Source organism: Mycobacterium sp. (assembly GCF_035314665.1).
In the GTDB taxonomy this organism is placed as follows: Bacteria; Actinomycetota; Actinomycetes; order Mycobacteriales; family Mycobacteriaceae; genus Mycobacterium.
This window is the reverse complement of sequence record NZ_DATFZD010000077.1, coordinates 1-21,724: the sequence shown is the minus strand read 5'-3', so window position 1 is coordinate 21,724 and position 21,724 is coordinate 1. Positions and strand designations below refer to the sequence as shown.

Below are 21,724 nucleotides of genomic sequence, written 5' to 3'. Positions count from 1 at the left end.
TGATGGTGCTGATGAAGGCTGCCGACGATCGGCTCTCGAAGGGCATCGGTACCGGTGAGTTCATGTGCGTGTACTGGCCGTCTCGCGGCCAGGAGGGGATCGCCGCGGCGATGGGCGTGTCACTGCGACCCGACGACCAGCTGGTCACGACCTACCGCGGGCTGCACGATTTGATCGGCAAGGGCGTCCCGCTGGAGGAGATCTACGGCGAGATGATGGGCCGTACCGTCGGCGCCAGCCGTGGCAAGGGCGGCACCATGCATATCGCCAAACCCGATAAGGGCGTAATGCTTTCGACCGGGATCGTCGGAGCCGGACCGCCGGTCGCGGTGGGTCTGGCGATGGCCGCCAAACGCAAGGGCCTCGACCGCGTGACGGTGGTCAGCTTCGGTGACGGCGCCACCAATACCGGGTCATTCCACGAAGCGGCGAACATGGCCGCGCTGTGGGATCTGCCGGTTGTGTTCGTGTGCCAGAACAATCTCTACGCCGAAATGACGCCGACGGCTGACACCATGAAGCTCGAACATGTCGCGGACCGCGCGGCCGGTTACGGCATGCCGGGTGTACGAGTCGACGGCAACGACCCGCTGGCGGTCAAGGCCGCGCTGGACGAAGCCCTGCGGCGGGCGCGCGACGGCGGCGGCCCCACGTTCATCGAGGGTGTGACATTCCGTTTCCGCGGCCACTATTTCGGCGACCGGATGCCGTATATCCCCAAAGACCAGCTGGCCGCGGCGATGGCCGCCGATCCGGTGCCGAGATTCCGCCAGCACCTCGCCGATGCCGGCATCTGCGGTACCGATGAGCTCGACAACATCGAGAACGAGGCTGCCGCGACGGTGGAAACCGCGCTGAAAACCGTGATGAGCGCCGACTCCCCGTCGATCGGCGAACTCGACCAAGACGTGTACGCCACCCCGATCAAGTTCCCGGTGTAAAGACATGGAAGACAAAGAGATGACGATGCGCGAGGCGCTCAACCTCGCGCTCGACGAGGCGTTGCAGGCCGACGAACGGGTGTTCCTGCTCGGCGAGGACATCGCCGATCCCGGAGCGACCGGACCGACCGCGGGGTTGTCGACGAAGTACGGGCACGATCGCGTGCTGGACACACCGATCTCGGAAGCCGCGATCGTCGGCGCCGCGATCGGTGCCGCCATCGATGGGCTGCTGCCGGTGGCCGAGATCATGATCATGGATTTCATCGGGATCGCGGCCGACCAGCTGATCAACAACGCAGCCAAACTGCGATTCATGACCGCCGGGCGCACGACGGCGCCGATCACCATCCGCACCCAGGTGTACGCGGGTCTGGCCACCGGTGCCACCCATTCGCAGAGCCTGGAAGCGTGGTTCATGCACATCCCCGGGATGAAGGTGATCGTGCCGTCCACCCCACGCGACGGCAAGGGCCTGCTGACTTCCGCGATCTTCGACGAAGACCCCTGTCTGTTCGTCGAAACCGTTCGGCTGCAAAGCAAGAAGGGGCCGGTACCCGTCGAACCCGGGTTCTCAATTCCCCTCGGCCAGGCCGACATCAAGCGAGCGGGCACCGACGTCAGCCTGATCAGCTACGGTCGCAGCGTGCACGAGGCCCTCGCGGCCGCCGCCACGCTGGCCGACCAGGGGGTGAGCGCCGAGGTCGTCGACCTACGTACTCTGGTTCCACTGGACGTGGAGACCATCGTCGAATCCGTGCGCCGTACCCGAAGAGCCGTGATCGTCCACGACGCAGTGCAATTCGCCGGGCCGGGAGCAGAGATCGCCGCGATCCTGCAGGCCGAGCTGTTCGGCGAACTGGCCGCACCCGTCGAGCGGGTGGGGGCCAGGTTCGTTCCCAACCCCGCCGCGGCCGCGCTCGAGGCGCAGGTCTATCCGTCGGCAGCACGCATTGTCGAAGCCGTACAGCGCACCCTGGAGAAGGCTAAAGTCCATGGGTGACTTCGTTATTCGCATCCCGCGGGTATCGGTGGCCGTCTCGGAAGCCGAGCTGACCGACCTTCTGGTCGATGCCGGGCAGCATGTCGAAGCGGGCACACCGATCTACGTGATCGCCACCGAGAAGGTGGAACAGGAAATCGAAGCCGGAGCCTCGGGCACCGTGCAATGGACCGGCCAAATCGGAACCACCTACGACATCGGCGCCGAAATCGGCGTCATTACGTCATAACGAAAGGATAAGCAGCTATGGATCTCAACGAGACCCGCGAAAGAATCATCTACCAAAAAGGAGGGGCCATCGCGAAGGTCACGCTGAACTGGCCCGAGAAGGCCAACGCCCAGGACCAGAAGCTGGCCGAAGAGGTTGACGCCGCGCTGCTGGACGCCGACCGTGATTACGACATCAAGGTTTTGATTCTCAAGGCCAACGGTAAGGGCTTCTGCTCGGGACACGCGATCGGCAACAACGCCGTCGACTACCCGGAATTCGTCAAGGGCGCTCAGGTTATGGGCACGCCCTGGAAGCCGCAGACCGACCTGTTCGTCAAGCCCATCCTGAACCTGTGGGAGTTTTCCAAGCCGACGATCGCGCAGGTGCACGGGTACTGCGTTGGTGGGGGCACCCACTACGGTCTGACCACCGACATCGTCATTGCCTCCGAGGACGCCTACTTCTCTTACCCGCCGCTGCAGGGTTTCGGCATGCCGTCGGGTGAATGCTCCATCGAGCCATGGGTGTTCATGAACTGGCGGCGCGCGGCGTACTACCTCTATCTCGCCGAGGTCATCGACGCCAAGAAGGCGTTGGAGGTCGGGCTGGTCAACGAGGTCGTTCCGCTCGATCAACTCGACGCGCGTGTTGAGGCGATCGCCCGGCACATCGCCCAGGCGCCGATGACCACCCTGCTGGCGACCAAGGCCAACCTCAAACGGGCCTGGGAGCTGATGGGTATGCGGGTGCACTGGCAGAGCTCCAACGACCTGGTCGCGCTGGCCTCGATCAGCAAGGATGTGCAGCAGTTGATTCAGACGGTGTTCAAGGACAAGGTGTTGCCGTCCGAACAGGCCCGACGCCAGGCGGCCGCAGCCGCGTCGACCGACGGCGCCACGGCCACTTAATCTTTCGGGATCTGCTGGTGAACATCGCCGATCACGCGAGCAGAACCGCGGAGTCGCCCGCCCTCATCATCGCGGACGGCGGCACGATCTCGTTCGGCGAGCTGCATGCCCGCAGCCAACGGGTCGCCGCGGTACTGCAGGGTGCCGGTCTGCGCCGTGGCGACGGCGTGGCCCTGGTTCTGCCGAACCGTCCGGAGTTCTTCGAAATCACCTGGGGCTGCCAGCTTTCCGGGCTCTACTACACCGCCGTCAACACCCACTTCACGCCCGACGAAGTCGCCTACGTCATTGACGACTCCGACGCAAGGGCGGTGTTCGTCGACGCGTCGATGGGCGATCTCGCGGCGCATCTGCGAAGTGCCAACGCGGGCGTCGATGTTCACATTGCGGTCGGGGGCGATCTGGCCGGCTGGCAATCCTACGACGACGCCGTCGCGACCGCCGGCGCTGCGCCGCCGGCGTCGGACGGGTCGGAGATGCTGTACTCGTCGGGTACCACCGGACGGCCGAAGGCCGTTCGCCGCCCGCTCCCGGCCGACGGCAACGGCTCGTGGGCGCAGTCGGTGCTGGAGATGGCGCTGACGCACAAGTACGGCATGAGCCCCGCCAGCGTGTATCTGTCGCCGGCACCGATGTACCACGCCGCCGGGGTGAACTACACGATGGCCGTGAATCGCGTTGGCGCCGCGGCGATCATCATGCGCAAGTTCGACGCGGAAGCCGTGCTGCGCTTGATCGAGACCCACCGGGTCACCCACGCGCAGTTCGTCCCGACGATGTTCGTGCGGATGCTCAAGTTACCCAAGGCCGTTCGGGAGAAATACGACGTCTCGAGCCTGGAATGCGTGATCCATGCGGCCGCGCCATGCGCGGTGGATGTCAAGCATCAGATGATGAAGTGGTTCGGCCCGATCATCCACGAATATTACGGGGGTACTGAGGGATTCGCCGGCACTACTATCGGGCCTTCAGAGTGGCTCGCTCATCCGGGCTCGGTTGGCATACCGATGGCCCCGGTGCACGTCGTCGGCGAGGACGGGCGGGAGCTTCCGGTCGGTGAGTCCGGCGAGCTTTACTTCGAAGGTGGACCCGACTTCGAGTACTTCAAGGACCCTGGCAAGACCGCGTCGGTGTCCAACGACCGCGGGTGGCGCTCCTTGGGCGACATGGGGTACGTCGACGCGGACGGATACCTGTACCTCACCGACCGGTCGACGTTCATGATCGTCTCCGGTGGGGTGAACATATATCCCCAGGAGGCGGAGAACCTGCTGGTCATGCACCCCAAACTCGTCGACGCGGCGGTGTTCGGCGTCCCCAACGACGAGTTCGGTGAAGAGGTCAAGGCCGTCGTGCAACCGGTCGACGGCGTCACAACCGGTCCCGACCTCGAGGCCGAGCTGATCGAGTACTGCCGGGCACACCTCGCGGGGTATAAGTGCCCGCGCACCGTCGAATTCGACCCGGAGTTGCCGCGCGACCCGAACGGAAAGCTCTACAAGAGGCGAATCCGCGAACGTTACTGGCAAGGGCGAGTATCACGGATCCTATGAGCGACCACGAGGGACAGTGAGATGGCTAACCCAACAACCACGGCAAGGACCGATGCGAACTGGGAACCGCTTGCGGTGCCGTTGGCGGTCCAGTCCGCCAACCGGATTCCCAAGCAGCGTTACTACGACCCGGACTTCTACGCGATGGAAGCCGAGCTGTTCTGGCCGCGAGTGTGGCAGATGGCGTGTCGGCTCGAAGAGATCCCCAAGCCGGGGGACTTCGTGGAGTACGAGATCCTCGACGAGTCGATCATCGTCGTGCGGGTGGACAGCGAAACGGTGCGGGCCTACCACAATGCGTGCCGTCACCGCGGAGTAAAGCTGGTGGAGGGCAACGGGAATCGGCGCACCTTCGTCTGCCCATTCCACGGGTGGTGCTGGGGCATCGACGGACGCAACACGTTTGTACTGCGCCCTGAGGTGTTCGCCGAGGAGAACATGCGCTCGGATGATCTGCAACTCGTCTCGGTCCGGTGCGAGCTCTGGGGCGGGTGCGCGTGGATCAACCTCGATGACAACGCCCCGGCCTTGCGTGACTGCCAGGAGCCGTTCGCGTCGATCTATGACGCCTGGAAGGTGGAGTCGTTACGCGTGGAGTGGTGGCAGTCGTGCCGGCTGCCGGTGAATTGGAAACTGGCGACGGCGGCGTTCATGGAGGGCTACCACGTGCCGCAGACCCATCCGCAGTTGCTGCCGTCCGCGCAGACCGGCAGCCCGTCCGCGGGCGTACACCCCGTCGTTGCGAGCAGCCTCTACTTCATGCGCACCCTGGGCGACGGCATGGGAGGCATGACCCACGAGAACGACATCCGCATCGCCGAGGGCCTGCAGAACATCGAGCTGCCAGCCGACCCTGCAGCGGCGATGACCGCGTGGCGCAGCGCCCTCAACGACGCCGTCGTCGGCTGGCATCGGGCGCGGGGCAGTCAAATGCCCGATCTCAACGAGCTGATTCGCCGGGGGATTACCGACGCGATCGGATTCTGCTTTCCCCACCACTTCATCTTGCCCACCTACAGCAGCGCCTCGTCGTATCGAATCCGACCGCTCGGACCCGAGGAAACCCTGTTCGAGATTTGGTCGCTGACCCGATTGCCATCAGACTTGTCTGCGGGAAAGCCCACACCGCCGGAGCCGATGGCGCCCGACGACCCGCGCTGGCCGCCGATTCCCGCTCAAGACTTCTCCAACCTGCCGCGACAGCAAAAAGGTTTGCATTCCAAGGGCTTTGAGTACATGCGCCTGTCGGACCAGATCGAAGGGCTGATCTCGAATTTCGAACGCGTCGTCGACGGTTTCCTCGCCGGTTTACCGTACGACATGTTGGTGCCGGCGATCCAGAAAACCAACACCACTATCGACGTGCCGATCGTCGATCTGGGATTCACTGCGGAGGCGCCATGACCATCCAATGGGACCACTCCGTCGACCTGCTCATTGCGGGCAGCGGGGGAGGTGGGATGGCTGCGGCCTTGGCGGCGCTCGACTCGGGGATCGAGCCGCTAGTGATCGAAAAACAAGCTCGGGTGGGTGGTTCCACCGGACTTTCCGGTGGCATGGTGTGGCTGCCGAACAACCCGTTGATGCGCGCCGATGGCATCCCGGACTCGCACGAGGACGGTCTGGCGTACTTCGACGACGTCGTCGGCGACATTGGCCAGCCCTCATCGCCGGCACGCCGCGAGATGTTTCTCACCGCGGGCTACGAGATGATCAATTTCCTGATGCGCAAGGGCGTTCGGCTGGTGCGGTGCCCGGGCTGGAGCGACTACTACCCGAATCACAAGGGCGGCAACGAAGCTGGCCGCGCGATTGAGGGCATCCCGTACGACGCGGCAGCTCTGGGCAACTGGAGCGACAAGATCCAGCCCTCGATGGCCAAGAGCTACGGCGGGTTCGTCCTCAAGACGAACGAGCTGCGCGCGGTGCAGTACTTCAATCGATCGCCGCGGGCCTTCGCTGTCGCGACGCGGGTGTTCGCGCGTACCAGGGCGGCCAAGCTGCGTCGTCAGGAGCTGCTCACCAACGGTGCCTCACTCATCGGTCAGATGCTCAAAGCGCTGATCGACCTGCGCGGCGAGCCGCCGATCTGGACCGACGCCGCAATGCAGGACCTGATCGTCGACGACGGCCGTGTCGTCGGCGCACGCGTTACGCACAACAGCGCATCGCTGAATGTCGAGGCGCGCAAGGGCGTCCTGCTCGCTGCCGGCGGCTTCAGCCGCAACGCGGACATGCGCCGCCGCTACGGCGGCGACCAGCCGAACGATGCGCGGTGGTCGATCGCCAACGCCGGCGACACGGGCGAAGTGCTCGAGACGGCGATGCGACTCGGGGCGAAAACCGATCTGCTGGACGAAGCCTGGTGGCTGCCATCGATTTTCATCGCCGATGGGGGTGACGCCGCGAGAGCCCTTGGAAGCGGTCGGCAGCGGCCCGGGGCCATCTACGTCGACGACACCGGCAGGCGGTTCTGCAACGAGTCGAACTCATACGTCGAGGTGGGCAAGGCGATGTACGCCAACAAGGCGGTGCCGTGCTGGATGGTCTTCGACGAGGGCTACATCCACCGATACGTCTCGGGGGCGAACCCGTTCAAGAAACGCAGCCTCCCCGAAGAACTGATCGAACGGGGCGCGGTCCTGCGGGGCAACACCATCGCCGATCTCGCGCGCCAGATGGAGGTCCCGGCTGGCGCGCTGGAGCAGACGGTGAAGCGCTTCAATGGTTTTGCGGCCAAGGGCCTCGACCCCGACTTCGGCCGCGGCCAGTCGGCGTATAACGATTGCCTGGGTGATCCTGGGTACCGCACCAACGCCGCGCTCGGGCCACTCGATAAGGCACCGTATTACGCCACGAGGGTTGTTCCCGCCGATGTCGGAACGTGCGGAGGGCTGGTCGCCAACGAGTACGCGCAGGTCCTCGACGAGAACGACCGCGTGATCGAGGGGCTGTACGCGACGGGCAACATCACCGCGACGGTGATGGGCCGAAACTACCTGGGGGCGGGCGGGAGCATCGCCTACACGATGGTGTTCGGCTATGTGGCCGCGCGGCACGCCGCAGGACGCAGGCTGGCCGGTGAGAGAGGGGTCGGCGAGCGGAGCCGCTGACCCGGGCTCGCGCTAGCTGTCGTCGCGGTCGACGAAATCCCTTGGCTTCAAGCCTGATTGCATGAGCTCGGCCCGTCGCGCCTGAACATCGGAAGCCGCGCCGACCATGTTGGTCAAGATGTGGCTGACCTGGAGGTGTACTCGCATTCCCATCAATTCCCAGGCCCGTTTCACGCTGTTCTTCACGGCCATCAACGTGGTCAGCGGGATCTGGGCGATCTTGTGCGCCATCTCCTCGACGACGTCCTCGAGATCCTCGCGCGGCACCACCTTGTTGAGCAGCCCCCAGTCGAGCGCCTCCTGCGCGGACAGCGTCGGCGCCAGCAGCAGCCAGTCCATCGTGCGATGCCAATTCATCAGCAGCCACGGCTCGATCATCGTGTGCCCGCCGGGCTCGCCGAGACTCTGGGCAAGCGGCATCTGAAAATACGCGTCCTCGGACGCGACGCAGAAGTCGGTCAGCAGGCCCAGATAGATGCCGCCGCCCATGCAGTACCCGTGAATCTGCGAGATCGTCGGCTTGGGGAACTCCCACAGATATAACGTCGGCCACAAAAACAGGTCGGCGGTGCCCTTGTAGAGATCCTCGAAGGTGTCCCCGAAGTCGGGATACGGATTCTCGTCGGGACCCCAGCGGGCCACGTGCCCGCCGCAGAAGCCGTTGCCGTTGGCCTTGATGATCACGACCTTGATTTCGCGATCGCGGTCGGCCTCGTGCAGACACTCGTCGACCTCTTGCACCAGCGTCGCGTCTTTGGTGTTGGCCTTGTCGACGCGGTTGAGGATGATCCGCGCGATCGGCGGTTCGCGTTCATAAATGACCGCTTCCAGGACGCGCCGCTCCATCCCGATGACATTACCGGAGACCGCTGTATCGCAATTCGTTTAATGGTTGCGCGATGTCCGCAGCAGGAGTGAAGTGCATTCAGCGCGCTCGACAATCCAAGAGGGCAATCCACGAGCACGGGCACAGCTCAGATCGTGATAACGAATGGAACTCTTATGACGACCCCATTGGACAGGGCGGCGCATCTGGAACTGGTAGCGCGCCTTAAGTCTTCCTATCCTGAACTCCCGGACGCACCCACGCCTGATCTCATCGATCACGATCGATTCACCGCCTATACGAAGACCCCGCATGATGTCGGCGGTGAGCCGGATGCGCCCCTGAAATTCGAGAACAAACAGTACGAGATGTGGGAAGAGAACACCTACGTGATGTGTGAGGTGCTCGGCTGGCGCGGGATCTGGTTATCCGAGGAACGACGCCGGATGGGCAACGTCGACCTGGGCCGCACGATCTACCTCGGCCTGCCCTACTACGGGCGGTGGCTGCTGGCGGTCGCGCGTGTACTCGCCGAAAAACACCACATCGGCCTAAGTGAATTGGCCGAACGCATGGCCGAGGTCAAGGCACGGTATGCGAGCGGTCTGCGGGGAAAGCCGTTGGAGGCCAAGCCCAAGTTCGAAGGTGACCCGTCTACGGTTAAACGCAATCGGCACCACACGCACGCGGTCGGCAAGGGTGACCCGCAAGTGTTTGCCGGACAAGGCGGCGAGCCCAAGTTCAAGGTCGGCGACAGGGTCGTGGTGCGAGAGCTTCCCGTGCTGCTCTACACCCGCAGCCAAGAGTATGTACGCGGCGCGACGGGCGAAATCGCGGTGGTCTCCTACGAAAGCCCTGCCGCCGAGGACGAGACCTGGGATGGCCCCGACCAGACGCCTGAGTGGTTCTACATCGTGCGGTTCAACCTTTCTGAGTTGTGGGACGGCTACACCGGGGCTGGCAATGACACTCTGCAGACCGAGATTCCCGAGCGGTGGCTCGCCGCGGCGGGCTGACTGCGCCAGAGTCACGCCGTCGTCGAACTGACTTCAGCCCGAAAGGACCTCAGCATGACCGCTCACGATCACGACCACGAACGCACCGCCGCGCCCATGGTCGACGAGATCACCGATTTCGAAGTCCTGGAGATCGCACTTCGCGAATTATGCATCGAGAAAGGCATTTTCACCGCTGAGGAGCATCGCCACTTCACCGAGTTCGCTGAACAAATCGGACCAACCCCGGCTGCGCATCTGGTAGCCCGGGCCTGGATTGATCCTAAGTTCAAAAAACGGGTCCTCGAGGATCCGCTGGCTGCCAGTAAGGAAGTTGGCGTCGACTGGTTGCAACCGACAGGTTTCGGGACACCCAGTGATTTCACCGCGTTCCACGTGCTCGAAGACACACCAACCCTGCACCACGTCATTGTCTGCACACTGTGCTCCTGCTATCCACGGCCGATCCTGGGCAACTCACCGGAGTGGTACCGCACGCCCAACTTCCGTCGTCGCATTGTGCGCTGGCCGCGACAAGTGCTCGCCGAGTTCGGCCTGTACCTGCCGGAGGATGTCGAAGTCCGGGTGGAGGACTCGAACCAGAAGCACCGTTTCATGGTGATGCCGGTGCGTCCCGGGGGAACCGACGGCTGGACTGAGGATCAGCTGGTCGAAATTATTACGCGCGACTGCCTGATCGGTGTTGCGTTGCCGAAGGTTGGTGTTACGACCAACGCGGTGACCGACACCCGCCCGGCTATTCATCCCGTGAACCAGTAAGCGACGGGAATAACCGGTGAGTAACTCGGAGAAGCTGGATCCGGCTGAGGGTCAGTCGATCGAGCCGTTAGCAAAAATTGTTGAAAGAAACCAGGTCTGGGACCGTATGGCGGCAAAGTATGGCGTCGACAACCCCGTGCCACCGTGGAAAACGCCTCGATGGGATCTGCGACGCACTTGACCAAAGCAGTTGCAGCACAACGTTACTCGGCGTCGACCGGCGTAACGAAGAGGACGCCCTGTCGGCAACGGTGTACTCCAGACTGCCCTACCCGGAGAACAGGTTGGTTGCGCTGGCGCATTCGCTCGTACAGCGTGGGCTCATCGACGCGGCCGAGCTGGAGGAACGACTGGCTGCCGTGCGAGCCAGGCTGGAAGCCTGACTATGCGTTAACCGGCTTGGACACCTTCATGAGTTTCATCAGGTTGCCGCCCATGATCTTGGCGACGTCCTCTTGATCGAAGTCGGTGAGCTCGTCGACGAAAGTGATCGGGTCCTTCAGGCCCTCGGGGTGCGGCCAGTCGGACCCGAACATCACCCGGTCGGTGCCGACCATGTTCACGATCTCGGTGAACCGGTCTTCCCAGAATGGGGTGATGTACACACAGCGCTTGAACGCCTCGATAGGATTCTCGCTGAACGATTGCGGCATCTTCTTGTAGACGCCCTTGAGGCCCTTGAACAGGTCCGGGACCCAGTCGGCGCCGTTTTCGATCGACAGGATCCGCAGCTCGGGGTTGCGGGATAGCGCACCGTGGCACACCAGCGCACCCATCGCGTCCAGGATCGGCCGATGGCCCATCGCAAAGCTGCGGAACGCGGTCGGCTTGAACGGCAGGAATTCGTCGCCGGGCTCCCAGACGTTGGCGAACTCCGAGTAACCGCTGTCCGACGCGTGCATCGAGACCGGGATCTCCGCCTTGATGCAGGCCTGCCAGAACGGGTCGAACTCCTCGAGGCCGAACGACCGGCTGCCGCGGTAACCGGGCACCGGTGCGGGGCGGACCAGCACGGTACGGGCGCCGCGCTCCAGGCACCATTCGAGTTCTTCCAGTGCGCGCTCGACGATCGGCAGGGTGATCACCGGGGTGGCGAAGATGCGGTCCTTGTAGTTGAAAGACCAAGTCTCGTGCATCCATTGGTTGAGCGCGTGGATGACGTCGTGGGTCATCTCCGGGTCGTCCTTCATGCGCTCTTCGACCAGGCTGGCCAGGGTGGGGAACATCAGCGCGTAGTCGATGCCGAGTTCGTCCATGACCTCCAGCCGTGGGGCGGGTTCACGGAAGGCCGGGATGGCCTTCATCGGCTCGCCGAGGATCTCGCGGTAGGTCTTGCCCTGCGCGCCGTTGCGGAAATAATCCTCCTGGGCGCCGGGCTTGGCGACCTTCTCGAACGTCGGGTTGGGGATGTACTCGCTGATGTGGCCGCGCACGACGATCTTGGTGCGGCCGCGAACCTGCACATAGTCGATCACGTTCTTGCGCTTGTCCGGGAGGTACTTGGTCAGCGCCTCCTGCGGTTCGTACATGTGGTTGTCGGCGTCGAATACCGGGAAGGAAAGCTCGCGTGACGGCATGGCGATCTCCTTGAAAGTCTGGGTTCTCACTAGGTGGTAATGACGTTACCACTTCTGCGCAACAAGTCGTAATCCGGCTGGGGTCGGGTCAGGCACGTGGCCAGTCGGGAAGTTTCGGGGTCGCGCCGTTGATGACGGCGAAGTTCACCGTCGCCGTCGCGAGCAGCTCCTCGCCGCCGTCTCCGTTGCCGTAGACGTCGATCTGCATCACCATTGCGCGCCGGCCGTTGCGCAGCATCCGCGGCACCGCGTACGCAGAGCCTTGGCGGATCGGTCGCAGGTAGCGGATGAACAGGTCGGCGGTCGTCATCGTCGTGCCGTCCTGCAGATAGTCCAGCCCGAACTGTCCGCCCGCAACGTCGACGAGCGTGGCGATCAGTCCGCCCTGCAGGGCGCCGGACGTGTTGACCACTTGGGGGCTCACCGGAATCGTCATCGCGAATTCGCCATTGTGAGCGCCGGGTCGCATTCCGATCTGGCTGAATAACTCACTGAGTGTCGGCGCCGCCAATTGCACGCCGTCGTCGGTGCCCAGGGCGCGGATGCAGAAGTCGTAAAGGTGTGCTGAGTCGATTGGCGCACCGGTCAATTCGGCTCCCAGCCAATGCAATCGGAGGGCGCCCAGAATGGTCTGCATGACGATCGCCGCGGCCGGCCCGATATCGAGGTTGGGCCGGAAGACGCCTTCGGTGATACCGCGCTGCACGACGTCGCGAATCAGCTCGTGCAGGGGGGAGAGCACGCGGGCATAGTCACGGGGCCGCGTTTCGGCCAAGTGCTGGTTATAAAGATTCATCGCCCGATTCAGGCTGTCCTGCGTGCTCGACTCGGGCTCCGCGCTGATCCGGTCGATGATCAGCTTGATCGCGGCGGTGCTGTCCAGCCCGATGGTTTCGGCGCGCCAGGCTCGCGCCGACTGCGCCATGGTCCGCTCCAGCAGCGCGATCAGCAATTCGTCCTTGCTGCTGAAGTGCTGGTAGAAGGCCCGCAATGACGTCTTGGAGCGGGCGACGACTTCTTGCACGGTGAAGTCGGTCCGCCCGGTCTCACCGAGGATCTCCACCGCGGTCTTGATGAAGCGGGCATCACGCGTCGTCGGTTCGGCTTCGTCGGCTTCGCTGTCTGCGGCCATGGCGCCTCTCCTCCATCGTGCGTGATCGCACGCTGAGAATGAGGTTACCGCGGTTTGGTCAGGGACGGTGGAGGGTGGTGGGCCTGCTGGCCTGGATGATGGCGAGGCCCGTCGTGTCGTCGCCTACTCGCCCACGCGACACGGCACGGCCGTCGTCATCGACTCAGTCAGGCTTTAGCTTCAGCCGGAGCAGCTGGAGTGTCTTCCTTCCCGACGTCTTCCAGGTTCACTCCGGCGGTCTCGATCCGGAACAAGTAGGTCACGATGGCTCCCAGGACGAAGCACACTACGAGGCCCCATAGCAGCGCGGTTGTGCCGATGGTCTTGAGCAGGATGGGAAACAGGAACGCCGTCAACACCGCGCCGATCTTGGCAAAGGACGCGGCGAAGCCGGCGCCCTTGCCCCGGACCTCGGTGGGGAAGACTTCGCCGGCGAGCAGATAGGTCATGGCGTTCGGCCCGAAGTTGACCATGAAGTAGAACAGCGTGAAACCGAGAAAGAGCAACCACATGACGTTGCTGCCGTCCGGACGGATTGACAGCCCGGACAGCAACAGACCCACCGCGCAGCCGATGAAGCCCCAGATCTGCAATTTGATCCGCCCGACCCTGTCCACCAGGAGGATGGCGACGACGATACCCAAGACGAACAGCGTGTCCATCAGGGCCGAGCCCTTGGCGCCCAGCATGTCGTTGTGGATGGTGTCCGCCAGCCCGTGCGACTTCGACTCCTTGCCGATGACGGCGGCCAGAATCGTCGGTGTGAAAATGCCGATGCCGTAGACGCCCAGGTCCTGCAGGAACCACGGAACCGAGGCCAGGATCGTGGCGCGACGGTTTCTCTTCTTGAACAGGGCCAAGTAGCTCCCGCTGCCTTCGGCGGCTTTGTGCGTGTGGACCAGGTGTCCCAGCGACACGGTCTTGGGGTACTGCGGGTTGCGCTTGAGCAATTGGGAGGTGGCCTTCTCCCCGTGCTCGATCCGGCCCTTCGACACCAGCCAGTGCGGGCTCTCCGTGACGAACAAGCGCCCGATGACGACAAGGATCGCCGGAACGATCGCCGCCGCGTACATCATCCGCCAGGCGTTCAAGTTCGGGTTGGCATACAGGATGCCGAAGCCCAACGCTGTGCCGAAGAACGCTCCGACGGCCTGGAACGCGAAGGCGCTCAGCACGAGCCGGCCCCGCATCGAGGTCGCGATGCTCTCCGAGATCACCATGTGCGCGGTCGGGTAGTCACAGCCCAGTGCGATACCGGCCCCGAACAGACAGATGACCAGCGTGATGAAGTTGGGCGCGAACGTCAGACCCACCAAGAACACGGCGAAGATAATCATCTCCACGATGAACATCGATTTGCGTCCATAGCTGTCCGCCAAACCACCAAGGGCCGTGGCACCAACCAGGATGCCCGCCAGGGAGGCCGCGGTAACCAAGCCTTTCTCGGCCGCATTCAAGTGGAATTGGATCGAGATCAGCGGCAGGGCCACCCCGGTCATGAACACGACCATGCCCTCGAAGAACTTGCCCGCGCACGCCAGCGCCCAGATCCGGAACTGCATGGCGGTCATCGGCATTGACTTCAATGCCGTGCCGTCAGGCCACTGCGGCAGTTCGTCGATGTATTCCTGCACCGTCTTACCGGTGACCTTCGGTGCCTGCGGTTTGTCGAGCGTGTCGGTCATGTCATCTCTCCCAGAGTCGTCGCCATCGACCTCGCCTACCCGACGCTGCACGTGCGCGATACAGCGCGGTTTCGCTGGCGTGCAGAACCCCACTGACCAGCGTCAACCCCGCAGACGCTAAGTCAGATAACTGAACGGCCGCTAACGGCGGGATGAATTCGGCAAACTGTGGTGATCGCTGAGCAAAGCCTGCAATTTTGCTGTCAGCTCGACGGGCCTTTTTGCAATTCAAAGCCATATCGGCGCCCTTGGGCAGCCCGAAATCCGCAGCCCCCGGGGATATTCACGCCAACTCGGATGGTTAACCCGCCGACCACGACGATTGCTTCACCTGTTGTTCGCTTCCGGATTGATTCGATGTGGGTATTGGTGCCGTTTAATGCTCGCTGACGTGCTCGAACGGACGCGCGGCGTTGGGGCGCGCACGACGTGGCATTTCCGGCCCGATAACCGGGCAGCCGATGTGCGGCTAACCGGTTGTTTTCGAGGAGGCAAACATGAAGCAGCACAACGGATCCCGGTCGGTCGCCACCCTGCTCATCGCGGGCAGTCTTGCGCTCTCGGCGTGTACGCAGCTCGACACGCCGCCGAAGTACGCCGAGGGTGTCAAAGTCGACTGCGGGGGCAAGCAGAACCTCACGGGCAGCGGTTCGACCGCTCAAGCCAACGCGATGAACCACTTCATCACGAGCTACGAGGAATCATGCTCGGGCAAGCAGCTCACCTACACGGCGAGCGGCTCGGGAGCCGGCGTCGCGGACTTTCTTGCCGCCAAGACCGACTTCGGCGGCTCGGACTCACCGCTGAGCGGCGAGGAGTACGCCGGCGCCAAGCAGCGCTGCGGCGGGGCCGACGCGTGGAACCTGCCGGCCGTGTTCGGTCCGATAGGGATCACCTTCAACGTCAAATCGACCGACGTCCTCACCCTCGACGGACCCACGCTCGCCAAGATTTTCAGCGGCGCCATCACCCGCTGGGACGACCCGGCCATCACCGCGCTGAACGGAAGCATGCCCGCCGAGGACATCCACGTCATCTACCGCAGCGACTTATCCGGAACCAGCGACAACTTCCAGCAGTACCTCCAGGCCGCCTCTGGCGGCGCCTGGACCAAGGGTGCCGGCAAAGCATTCAACGGAGGCGTGGGAACCTCGGCGCAAGGCAACGAGGGCACCTCGGAGGCCGTCAAGAAGACCGAGGGGGCTATTACCTACAACGAGTGGTCGTACGCCATGAAGCAGCACCTCGATGTGGCGGGAATCAAGACTGCGGGCGGAGTCGTCCACATCGGCAACGACTGGGTCGGCAAGACCATTTCGGACGTCACGATCAAAGGCCAGGGTGATGACCTGGTGCTCGATCTCTCGAAGGTCTACGCCACCACGACCCCCGGCGCCTACCCGATCCTGCTGGCCAGCTACGAAATCGTCTGCTCCAAATACCCCGATGCCGACGTCGGTAAGGCCGTAAGGGCGTTCATGCAGTCGACCATCACCGAAGGGCAGCAGGGCCTTCCCCCGCTCGGATACATTCCGCTGCCGTCCGACTTCCAGACCAAGGTTGCCGCCGCCGTCAACAACATCAGCTGACACATCGGGAGAACGTCCCGATCGCATACCCGCTGGCAGCAAGGAAGAACGCCTCGATTTCGGCTAACATAACGTAGTCCTTCTTTGATTCGAGGCATCCGCACAGTGGTAAGGCCATGACGGTTATGAACGTCGGTCCGCATAAGTGGTCGACAGTCTGCGCCGTCCTGCTGTCCGCCGCCGCACTGCTTTCCGCAGCGCCAGCATCGGCAAATCCGCCCGATGCCGGATTCGTTGCGGCGCTTGCCAAGGAGGGGATCGTCTTTCCTGATGACAACACCGCGGTTGCGATCGCCCATACGGTGTGCGCCGGATTCGACAAAAGCAATAAGTCAAGCGTTGTGGTGATGAAGCTGATGAAGGACACCCATCTGTCGCTGCGACAATCCAGCTTCTTCGTCGGCGCTTCCATCTCTGCCTACTGCCCGCAATACGTAGGGCGGACCGATAATTCGGCGACCTGGCTCCTCCCGGGGCCACCGCTTATCAAGTGAGCCTGAGCCCGGTGGCCCGCGAATCTCTCGTTACCGCGCGCTTTCTCCCGGCGTACCGTCGCACTACCGACGCATTGAACAACCTCGGCTGGCTGCCGAACTTGTTGCTGCGGGTCACTGTTGGGTTCATGTTCTTTAGCGGCGCGGTGAACAAGCTCGGTAATCTTGGAAAATTCACAGCGATGTTTGTCGGCCTGGGCATTCCCGCTGCGCAGGTGCTCGCCCCGGTGACGGCAGTGGTGGAACTTGTTGGTGGAGCGGCGTTGATGCTGGGCCTTGGTACCCGGCTGGTGTCTCTGGTCTTGGCAGGGGATATGGTCGGCGCGCTTATCACGGACATCGGTCCGAATCTGGCGCAGAAGTATCCGGCCCTGTGGGATTTCCTCAGCAATTTGTTTTATGCTCCGGAGTGGCTGCTGGTGGGGCTGCTGCTCTGGCTAGTGTGCGTTGGAGCCGGCAAGGCCAGCGTGGACGCGCTGGTCGGTCAACGTTGGTTGGTGCCGACTACGGAAAGACGCGGCGAGCCTGATTGAATACAGGCTCGACTTCATCAACGACGCGAGGGAAATCCATTGTCCGAAACCAAAATCACGGTCATCTATGACAACCCCGTCGACCCGGCCGCCTTCGAAGCCGCCTATGAATCCGAGCAACTGGAGGCCGCTCGGCGGATACCGGGATATCTCCGGCTCGAGGCGTCCAAGGTCTGGCCGAAAGAAGACGGTAGTCCGACGCCTGCTTACCGCATGATCGACCTGTACTACTCGGATTACGATGGCGTCAGTACGGCGGTGACCACACCGGAAGCAGGCGCGTTCTTCGAGGCGATGGCGCGACTCGCCACCGGCGGCGTACGTGTGCTTGTCTCCGAGGTCGAGGTGCCGCAGCACTAATCTGGAGCCGCCTAGATCCTGCCTTACCCACCTCGGGCCGCGATCATCGCCGAGCGGTTGACCTTGGTCGCAGCGGTGCGCGGGATTTCGTCGACGAACTCCACCGTCTTGGGAACCTTGTAAGCAGCCAAACGGGACTTCGCATAGGCGATGACCTGCCGCTCGGTGAGCGGCGTCGCGGGGTCGGCGACCTGCACCACGGCGTGCACCCGGCGTCCCCACTCGGGATCGGCGAGTCCGATGACGACGACGTCGGCGATGTCGTCGTGCTCGGCCAGCGCGCATTCCACCTCCGCCGGAAAGACATTGGCGCCCCCGGTGATGATCATGTCGCTACGACGATCGGCGATGTAGAGATAGCCGTCGGCGTCCAGGTGCCCGATATCTCCGGCGGTCCGAAACCCGTCGGGCGTCGACGGCAGCAGCGGCGCCCCACCCAGGTACCGGTACCCGGCGCTCATCGGCGAGCGTAAGTAGATCTCACCGAGCTCACCGGTCGCCACCGGCCGGCCTTGCGGATCCAGGATCCGAACTTCGGTGTCTCGAAAGCCGCGGCCAACGCTGCCCGGATGAGCCAGCCACTCGTCGCCACGTAACGCGGTGATCCCCAGACCTTCGGTCATCCCGTAAGCCATCACGACCTGCTCGGGACTGAGCAGATCGAACCAGGTGTGCAGCAGCGGGTGCGGCATCACCGCGGCGCCCTGCAGGATCCAGGCGATGCTGGAGAAATCCCGTTGGCGCACATCGGGAAGAGCCGCGATGCGAGCGAGCATCGTCGGCGTGGCGGTGAAGTTGGTGATGCGATACTTCTCGATCGCGTCGACAACCATTGCCGCGTCGAACTTTTCGAGCACCACCAATCGATCACCACCCAACAGGTAGGTAAGCGGCGAGAACCCGTTGGTGTGATACATCGGAGCGGGCACCAGGATGGTCTGCGGCTGGGGGGTCGGAGCCCAGGCAGCTAGGAACGGGAACGACGACTCCGGCGTCCAGAGCCCTTGCGCCAGTGTCAGAATCACCTTGGGCAGGCCGGTGGAACCGCTGCTGCATATTCCATTCGCATTAGGGGATACCGCGACCGGAAGCGGCCGGTCGGACTGGTCGGCGGCACGCACAGCCAACGTGTCCCGGTGTTGTTCGTCGACGACGACCGCCGGAGCGATCACCTCCAGCACCCTGGACCGCTCCCAGTCCGGCAGGTCCCAACGCATCGGAACCGGAACCGCGCCGATCTTCCAGCAGCCCAGCACGGCCAGCACGAGTTGCTCGGAATTGGGAATCGCAAGCGCAACAAGCGAACCGGTCTGTGCGCCGGCCGCCGCCAGCGTCCGTCCCCATTGGTTAGCCCGGGCGTTGAGTTGTGCGAACGTGAGACTGCGCACGCTGCCGTCCGGCGCCAACGTGTCCAAAGCGGGGTCGTCACCGTGTTGTTCGGCGAGTTCCTGCAGTCGAATCCCAAACGGAATCCCGTCGTCCTGCTGGCCGGGAGTCGCCCCGGCCGCGAGCGTTCCGGTGCTCATCGGCGCCACTCCTCAGCATCGCTTCGCTCTGCATCGTCGCCGGCGCGACTCACACCGGCTCCGCCGCGACTGGATCAGAGAACAATGTCTCCAGTTGGCCGCCGCGAACACCGGGCATCAGGCGCAGCGCAAGCATTTCGCTCGCGACCGGGAGCCGGACCAGCGGCTGTGTGTGTCTGTCCAGGACGCTGACGTCGGACTCGTCACAAAAGCCCAGCGCGCCGAGCAACTGGTGCGCGGTGCGCATCACCTGGCGCAGAGTATCGGCGGCCTTGAGCCGGAGGATCAGCGCGTCCGCCGAACGCAATTGGGCCGCAGTCGATTCTGTTCGACTGATGGTGTATTTGGCGAGTTCGTAGAGCCCGCGCACGGCGACCGCCGCGTCGGCGATGGTGAACCGGACCGCCTGGAACTCCGCCAGCGGCTTGCCGAACTGCATTCGCGCGGTGACGTGCTGGCGGGTGATCTCCAACGCCTGCTGCACGGCGCCGAGGATCCGCCAGGATCCCAGCGTCAGGTGCAGATCGATGTCGGCCGACGGCACCGTACCGTCAGGCTCAGCCAAGGTGGCCGGCACCAGAAACGGCCCGAGCTTGGCGCCGGTTCGCGACGTCGGTTGCACGCGGTAGCGCGCGCCGTCCAGGTCGGCGGCGATCCAGTCCCCGGGCAGGTCGCCGTGGTCGATGCGCGGCGCTTCGGGATTCACCAGGGCGAGCCGAGCGCCGTCGATCGCGAGTAGCTCCTCGACCAGCGGATAGGGCATGGCCGCGGCGCCGGCCGCCTGGGAGAGCACAGCGGCCGCCAGCAGATCGTCGCCGGCGGATCTGGGGTCGAGGTCGAATGCGCCCAGGTCGGCCAGCGCGGACCGGGCGTCGTGCCGGAGGTGATCCTCGGTCTCGGCCCGCAGCGCCGCTTGGACGCCGCCGAACCGGACGAACCGTTTGGCGGCGACAGCACCGAACTCGGTAATGTCTTCTGGCAGAGCGGTGTTCACCCGTGATCCCCCAAAGTTTCGCGTGCCACCAGCATCCGCTGTACTTCGATTGTTCCCGACGCCACGGTTGCCGCCTGGGCATAACGCCAGTGATCTTCAACCGCCCCGTGCAGTGCGGCCGACGTCCCACTGTCCAGTGCCGAGGGCCCGAGCGCGTCGAACAGCAGCTCGGCGACCTGCTGATCGCAGGTGGTCGTCGCGATGCGGGCGGCGCTGGCTGCCGGGCCCGCCGATGGGTCATCCTGCAGCGACACTGCGCGATAGGCCAGCAGCCGCGCGACCCGCAGGTCGATCAGTGCTCGCACCCAACGCGACCGGATCGACTCGGGCAGCCGATCCCAGTCGTCGCCGAGTTGGGTCTGCATGCGGTCCAGCAGCGACTCGCACCGCGCGTACCGCGCAATCCCGACTCGTTCGAAGGCGAGCGCTTCGCGCATCACCCGCCAGCCGTCACCGACCTCGCCGAGGATCTCGTCGGCGAACACCTCAACGCCGTCGAGGAATACTTCGTTGAGGTGGTGCGGTCCAAGCATCGAGCGGATTGGCCGCACAGTGATGCCGGGCCGGTCCATGGGAACAAGAAACAGGCTGAGCCGCTTGGGTTTCGGAGCGTTCGGATCGGTACAGGCCGCCAGCACGCACCAGGACGCCATCTGCGCGTAGGAGGTCCACACCTTCTGGCCGGTGACGCGCCAACCGTCGCCGTCGGGAACCGCCCGGGTGCGCAGCGACGCGAGATCGGTTCCGGCTTCCGGCTCGGAAAATCCCTGACACCAGATCACTTCTCCGCTCGCGATGGCGGACAAGTGTCGGGCCTTCTGCTCAGCGGTCCCGTAACGCATGAGCGCGGGCCCGACCCAGTTGATACCCATGTACTGCGCACCGCGGGGTTCATGGTGGGCCCACATCTCCTCGCGCAGTACGGTCTGCTGCCATATCGAACCGCCGCCGCCACCATGCTCTTTCGGCCAGGCTAGGGCCAGTAGTCCGTCGGATGCCAACAGCTTGCAGAAGGACTCGGTGGTGGCGAGGTCTCTGGGGTCGTCGGTGCAGGCGCCCAAAAAACCTTCCGGTATATGTGCGGAGATCAACTCCCGCAATCGCTTTCTGAGTTCGACAGCGTCGGCACCGAGGTCGTAATCCATAATCATCCCTTCGGCAGTCCGAGCAGCCGCTCGGCGATGATGTTGCGTTGCACCTCGGAGGTTCCGCCGTAGATGGTCGCCGCCAACGCGTCCTGACGTTCGAACAGCAGTTCTGCATCGTCGATCGAGCCAGGACCGGCGGCCGCGGCGGAGAGCTCCCAAACTCGCTGCAGCGTAACCGAACCGAGCAATTTCAGAATGTCGGCTTCCGGGCTTGGCCGGTCCGCGAGTTCGTTGTAGAGCGCGCGGTATCCGGTTGCCCGCAGCGCTTCGGCGTCGGCGAGTAGCGAGCCGAGCTCGGTGAAGACCTCACCCGAGGCGTAGTCGTCGTGTGCGGTCTCGGATCCCCGGACGGAGTC

21 protein-coding genes and 1 pseudogene are annotated in these 21,724 nt (G+C 63.9%); 14 read left to right on the top strand and 8 right to left on the bottom strand.

Going from position 1 to position 21,724, the window contains the following annotated elements:
• Positions 1-2: 2 nt before the first annotated feature.
• The 7 genes from VKI00_RS05805 to VKI00_RS05775 are packed head-to-tail and all read left to right on the top strand — an operon-like array spanning position 3 to position 7,729.
• A complete protein-coding gene (locus VKI00_RS05805; protein ID WP_324436061.1) occupies positions 3-941 on the top strand; it encodes a thiamine pyrophosphate-dependent dehydrogenase E1 component subunit alpha in 939 nt (312 codons plus the stop codon).
• Positions 942-945: 4 nt separating this feature from the next.
• On the top strand, positions 946-1,944 hold the full coding sequence (locus VKI00_RS05800) for a pyruvate dehydrogenase complex E1 component subunit beta (RefSeq protein ID WP_324436055.1): 999 nt from the start codon (positions 946-948) through the stop codon (positions 1,942-1,944).
• Positions 1,937-2,173, top strand: a complete 237-nt coding sequence (locus tag VKI00_RS05795) for a biotin/lipoyl-containing protein (protein ID WP_324436054.1) — start codon at positions 1,937-1,939, stop codon at positions 2,171-2,173. The genes VKI00_RS05800 and VKI00_RS05795 overlap by 8 nt, the downstream gene beginning before the upstream one ends.
• A gap of 17 nt (positions 2,174-2,190) precedes the next feature.
• Positions 2,191-3,063, top strand: a complete 873-nt coding sequence (locus tag VKI00_RS05790; RefSeq protein WP_324436053.1) for an enoyl-CoA hydratase-related protein — start codon at positions 2,191-2,193, stop codon at positions 3,061-3,063.
• Positions 3,064-3,080: 17 nt separating this feature from the next.
• Entirely contained in the window at positions 3,081-4,616 is a 1,536-nt protein-coding gene (locus VKI00_RS05785) for an acyl-CoA synthetase (RefSeq protein ID WP_324436052.1), read from the top strand.
• Between the two features lie 21 nt (positions 4,617-4,637).
• The gene (locus VKI00_RS05780; RefSeq protein ID WP_324436051.1) at positions 4,638-6,020 is read left to right on the top strand and encodes an aromatic ring-hydroxylating dioxygenase subunit alpha; all 1,383 of its coding nucleotides are present in this window, start codon (positions 4,638-4,640) and stop codon (positions 6,018-6,020) included.
• On the top strand, positions 6,017-7,729 hold the full coding sequence (locus tag VKI00_RS05775; protein WP_324436050.1) for an FAD-binding protein: 1,713 nt from the start codon (positions 6,017-6,019) through the stop codon (positions 7,727-7,729). The genes VKI00_RS05780 and VKI00_RS05775 overlap by 4 nt, the downstream gene beginning before the upstream one ends.
• A 12-nt stretch (positions 7,730-7,741) precedes the next feature.
• On the opposite strand, the gene VKI00_RS05770 is transcribed toward VKI00_RS05775, so the two are convergent.
• A complete protein-coding gene (locus VKI00_RS05770) occupies positions 7,742-8,575 on the bottom strand; it encodes an enoyl-CoA hydratase/isomerase family protein (protein WP_324436049.1) in 834 nt (277 codons plus the stop codon).
• 156 nt (positions 8,576-8,731) lie between these two features.
• Here VKI00_RS05770 and VKI00_RS05765 point away from each other — a divergent pair, with 156 nt between their 5' ends.
• From VKI00_RS05765 to VKI00_RS05755, 3 genes and pseudogenes are all read left to right on the top strand, one after another.
• The gene (locus VKI00_RS05765) at positions 8,732-9,571 is read left to right on the top strand and encodes an SH3-like domain-containing protein (protein WP_324436048.1); all 840 of its coding nucleotides are present in this window, start codon (positions 8,732-8,734) and stop codon (positions 9,569-9,571) included.
• Between the two features lie 54 nt (positions 9,572-9,625).
• Positions 9,626-10,330 (top strand): thiocyanate hydrolase subunit gamma, encoded by a 705-nt coding sequence (gene scnC, locus VKI00_RS05760; protein ID WP_324436047.1) that lies wholly within the window; start codon positions 9,626-9,628, stop codon positions 10,328-10,330.
• A gap of 106 nt (positions 10,331-10,436) precedes the next feature.
• Positions 10,437-10,713, top strand: a pseudogene (locus VKI00_RS05755) (thiocyanate hydrolase).
• Here VKI00_RS05755 and VKI00_RS05750 read toward each other — a convergent pair.
• The 3 genes from VKI00_RS05750 to VKI00_RS05740 all read right to left on the bottom strand — a co-directional run bounded on the left by VKI00_RS05750 (position 10,714) and on the right by VKI00_RS05740 (position 14,724).
• Positions 10,714-11,907, bottom strand: a complete 1,194-nt coding sequence (locus tag VKI00_RS05750; protein WP_324436046.1) for an amidohydrolase family protein — start codon at positions 11,905-11,907, stop codon at positions 10,714-10,716. It lies immediately after the preceding pseudogene.
• 88 nt (positions 11,908-11,995) lie between these two features.
• On the bottom strand, positions 11,996-13,039 hold the full coding sequence (locus VKI00_RS05745; protein WP_324436045.1) for a hotdog fold thioesterase: 1,044 nt from the start codon (positions 13,037-13,039) through the stop codon (positions 11,996-11,998).
• Positions 13,040-13,206: 167 nt separating this feature from the next.
• Positions 13,207-14,724 carry an MFS transporter gene (locus VKI00_RS05740; protein WP_324436044.1) on the bottom strand — a complete coding sequence of 506 codons (1,518 nt, stop codon included), beginning with the start codon at positions 14,722-14,724 and terminating at the stop codon, positions 13,207-13,209.
• A 497-nt stretch (positions 14,725-15,221) separates the two neighbouring features.
• Between VKI00_RS05740 and pstS the strand changes: the two genes are divergently transcribed.
• The 4 genes from pstS to VKI00_RS05720 all read left to right on the top strand — a co-directional run bounded on the left by pstS (position 15,222) and on the right by VKI00_RS05720 (position 17,700).
• Positions 15,222-16,313, top strand: coding sequence for a phosphate ABC transporter substrate-binding protein PstS (gene pstS, locus VKI00_RS05735; protein ID WP_324436043.1), 1,092 nt, complete (start codon positions 15,222-15,224; stop codon positions 16,311-16,313).
• A gap of 125 nt (positions 16,314-16,438) precedes the next feature.
• Positions 16,439-16,807, top strand: coding sequence for a DUF732 domain-containing protein (locus VKI00_RS05730; protein WP_324436042.1), 369 nt, complete (start codon positions 16,439-16,441; stop codon positions 16,805-16,807).
• A complete protein-coding gene (locus tag VKI00_RS05725) occupies positions 16,804-17,340 on the top strand; it encodes a DoxX family protein (RefSeq protein WP_324436041.1) in 537 nt (178 codons plus the stop codon). The genes VKI00_RS05730 and VKI00_RS05725 overlap by 4 nt, the downstream gene beginning before the upstream one ends.
• Before the next feature lie 39 nt (positions 17,341-17,379).
• Positions 17,380-17,700: an EthD family reductase gene (locus VKI00_RS05720; RefSeq protein ID WP_324436040.1), complete on the top strand. Its 321-nt coding sequence runs from the start codon at positions 17,380-17,382 to the stop codon at positions 17,698-17,700.
• A 23-nt stretch (positions 17,701-17,723) separates the two neighbouring features.
• Here VKI00_RS05720 and VKI00_RS05715 read toward each other — a convergent pair whose 3' ends face one another.
• The 4 genes from VKI00_RS05715 to VKI00_RS05700 all read right to left on the bottom strand — a co-directional run.
• Positions 17,724-19,226, bottom strand: a complete 1,503-nt coding sequence (locus tag VKI00_RS05715) for a class I adenylate-forming enzyme family protein (protein WP_324436039.1) — start codon at positions 19,224-19,226, stop codon at positions 17,724-17,726.
• Between the two features lie 49 nt (positions 19,227-19,275).
• Positions 19,276-20,220, bottom strand: a complete 945-nt coding sequence (locus VKI00_RS05710) for an acyl-CoA dehydrogenase family protein (protein WP_324436038.1) — start codon at positions 20,218-20,220, stop codon at positions 19,276-19,278.
• Entirely contained in the window at positions 20,217-21,365 is a 1,149-nt protein-coding gene (locus tag VKI00_RS05705) for an acyl-CoA dehydrogenase family protein (RefSeq protein WP_324436037.1), read from the bottom strand. Before VKI00_RS05705 ends, VKI00_RS05710 begins: the two co-directional genes overlap by 4 nt.
• A gap of 2 nt (positions 21,366-21,367) precedes the next feature.
• A partial coding sequence (locus VKI00_RS05700; RefSeq protein ID WP_324436036.1) for an acyl-CoA dehydrogenase family protein occupies positions 21,368-21,724 on the bottom strand: 357 nt, incomplete at its 5' end.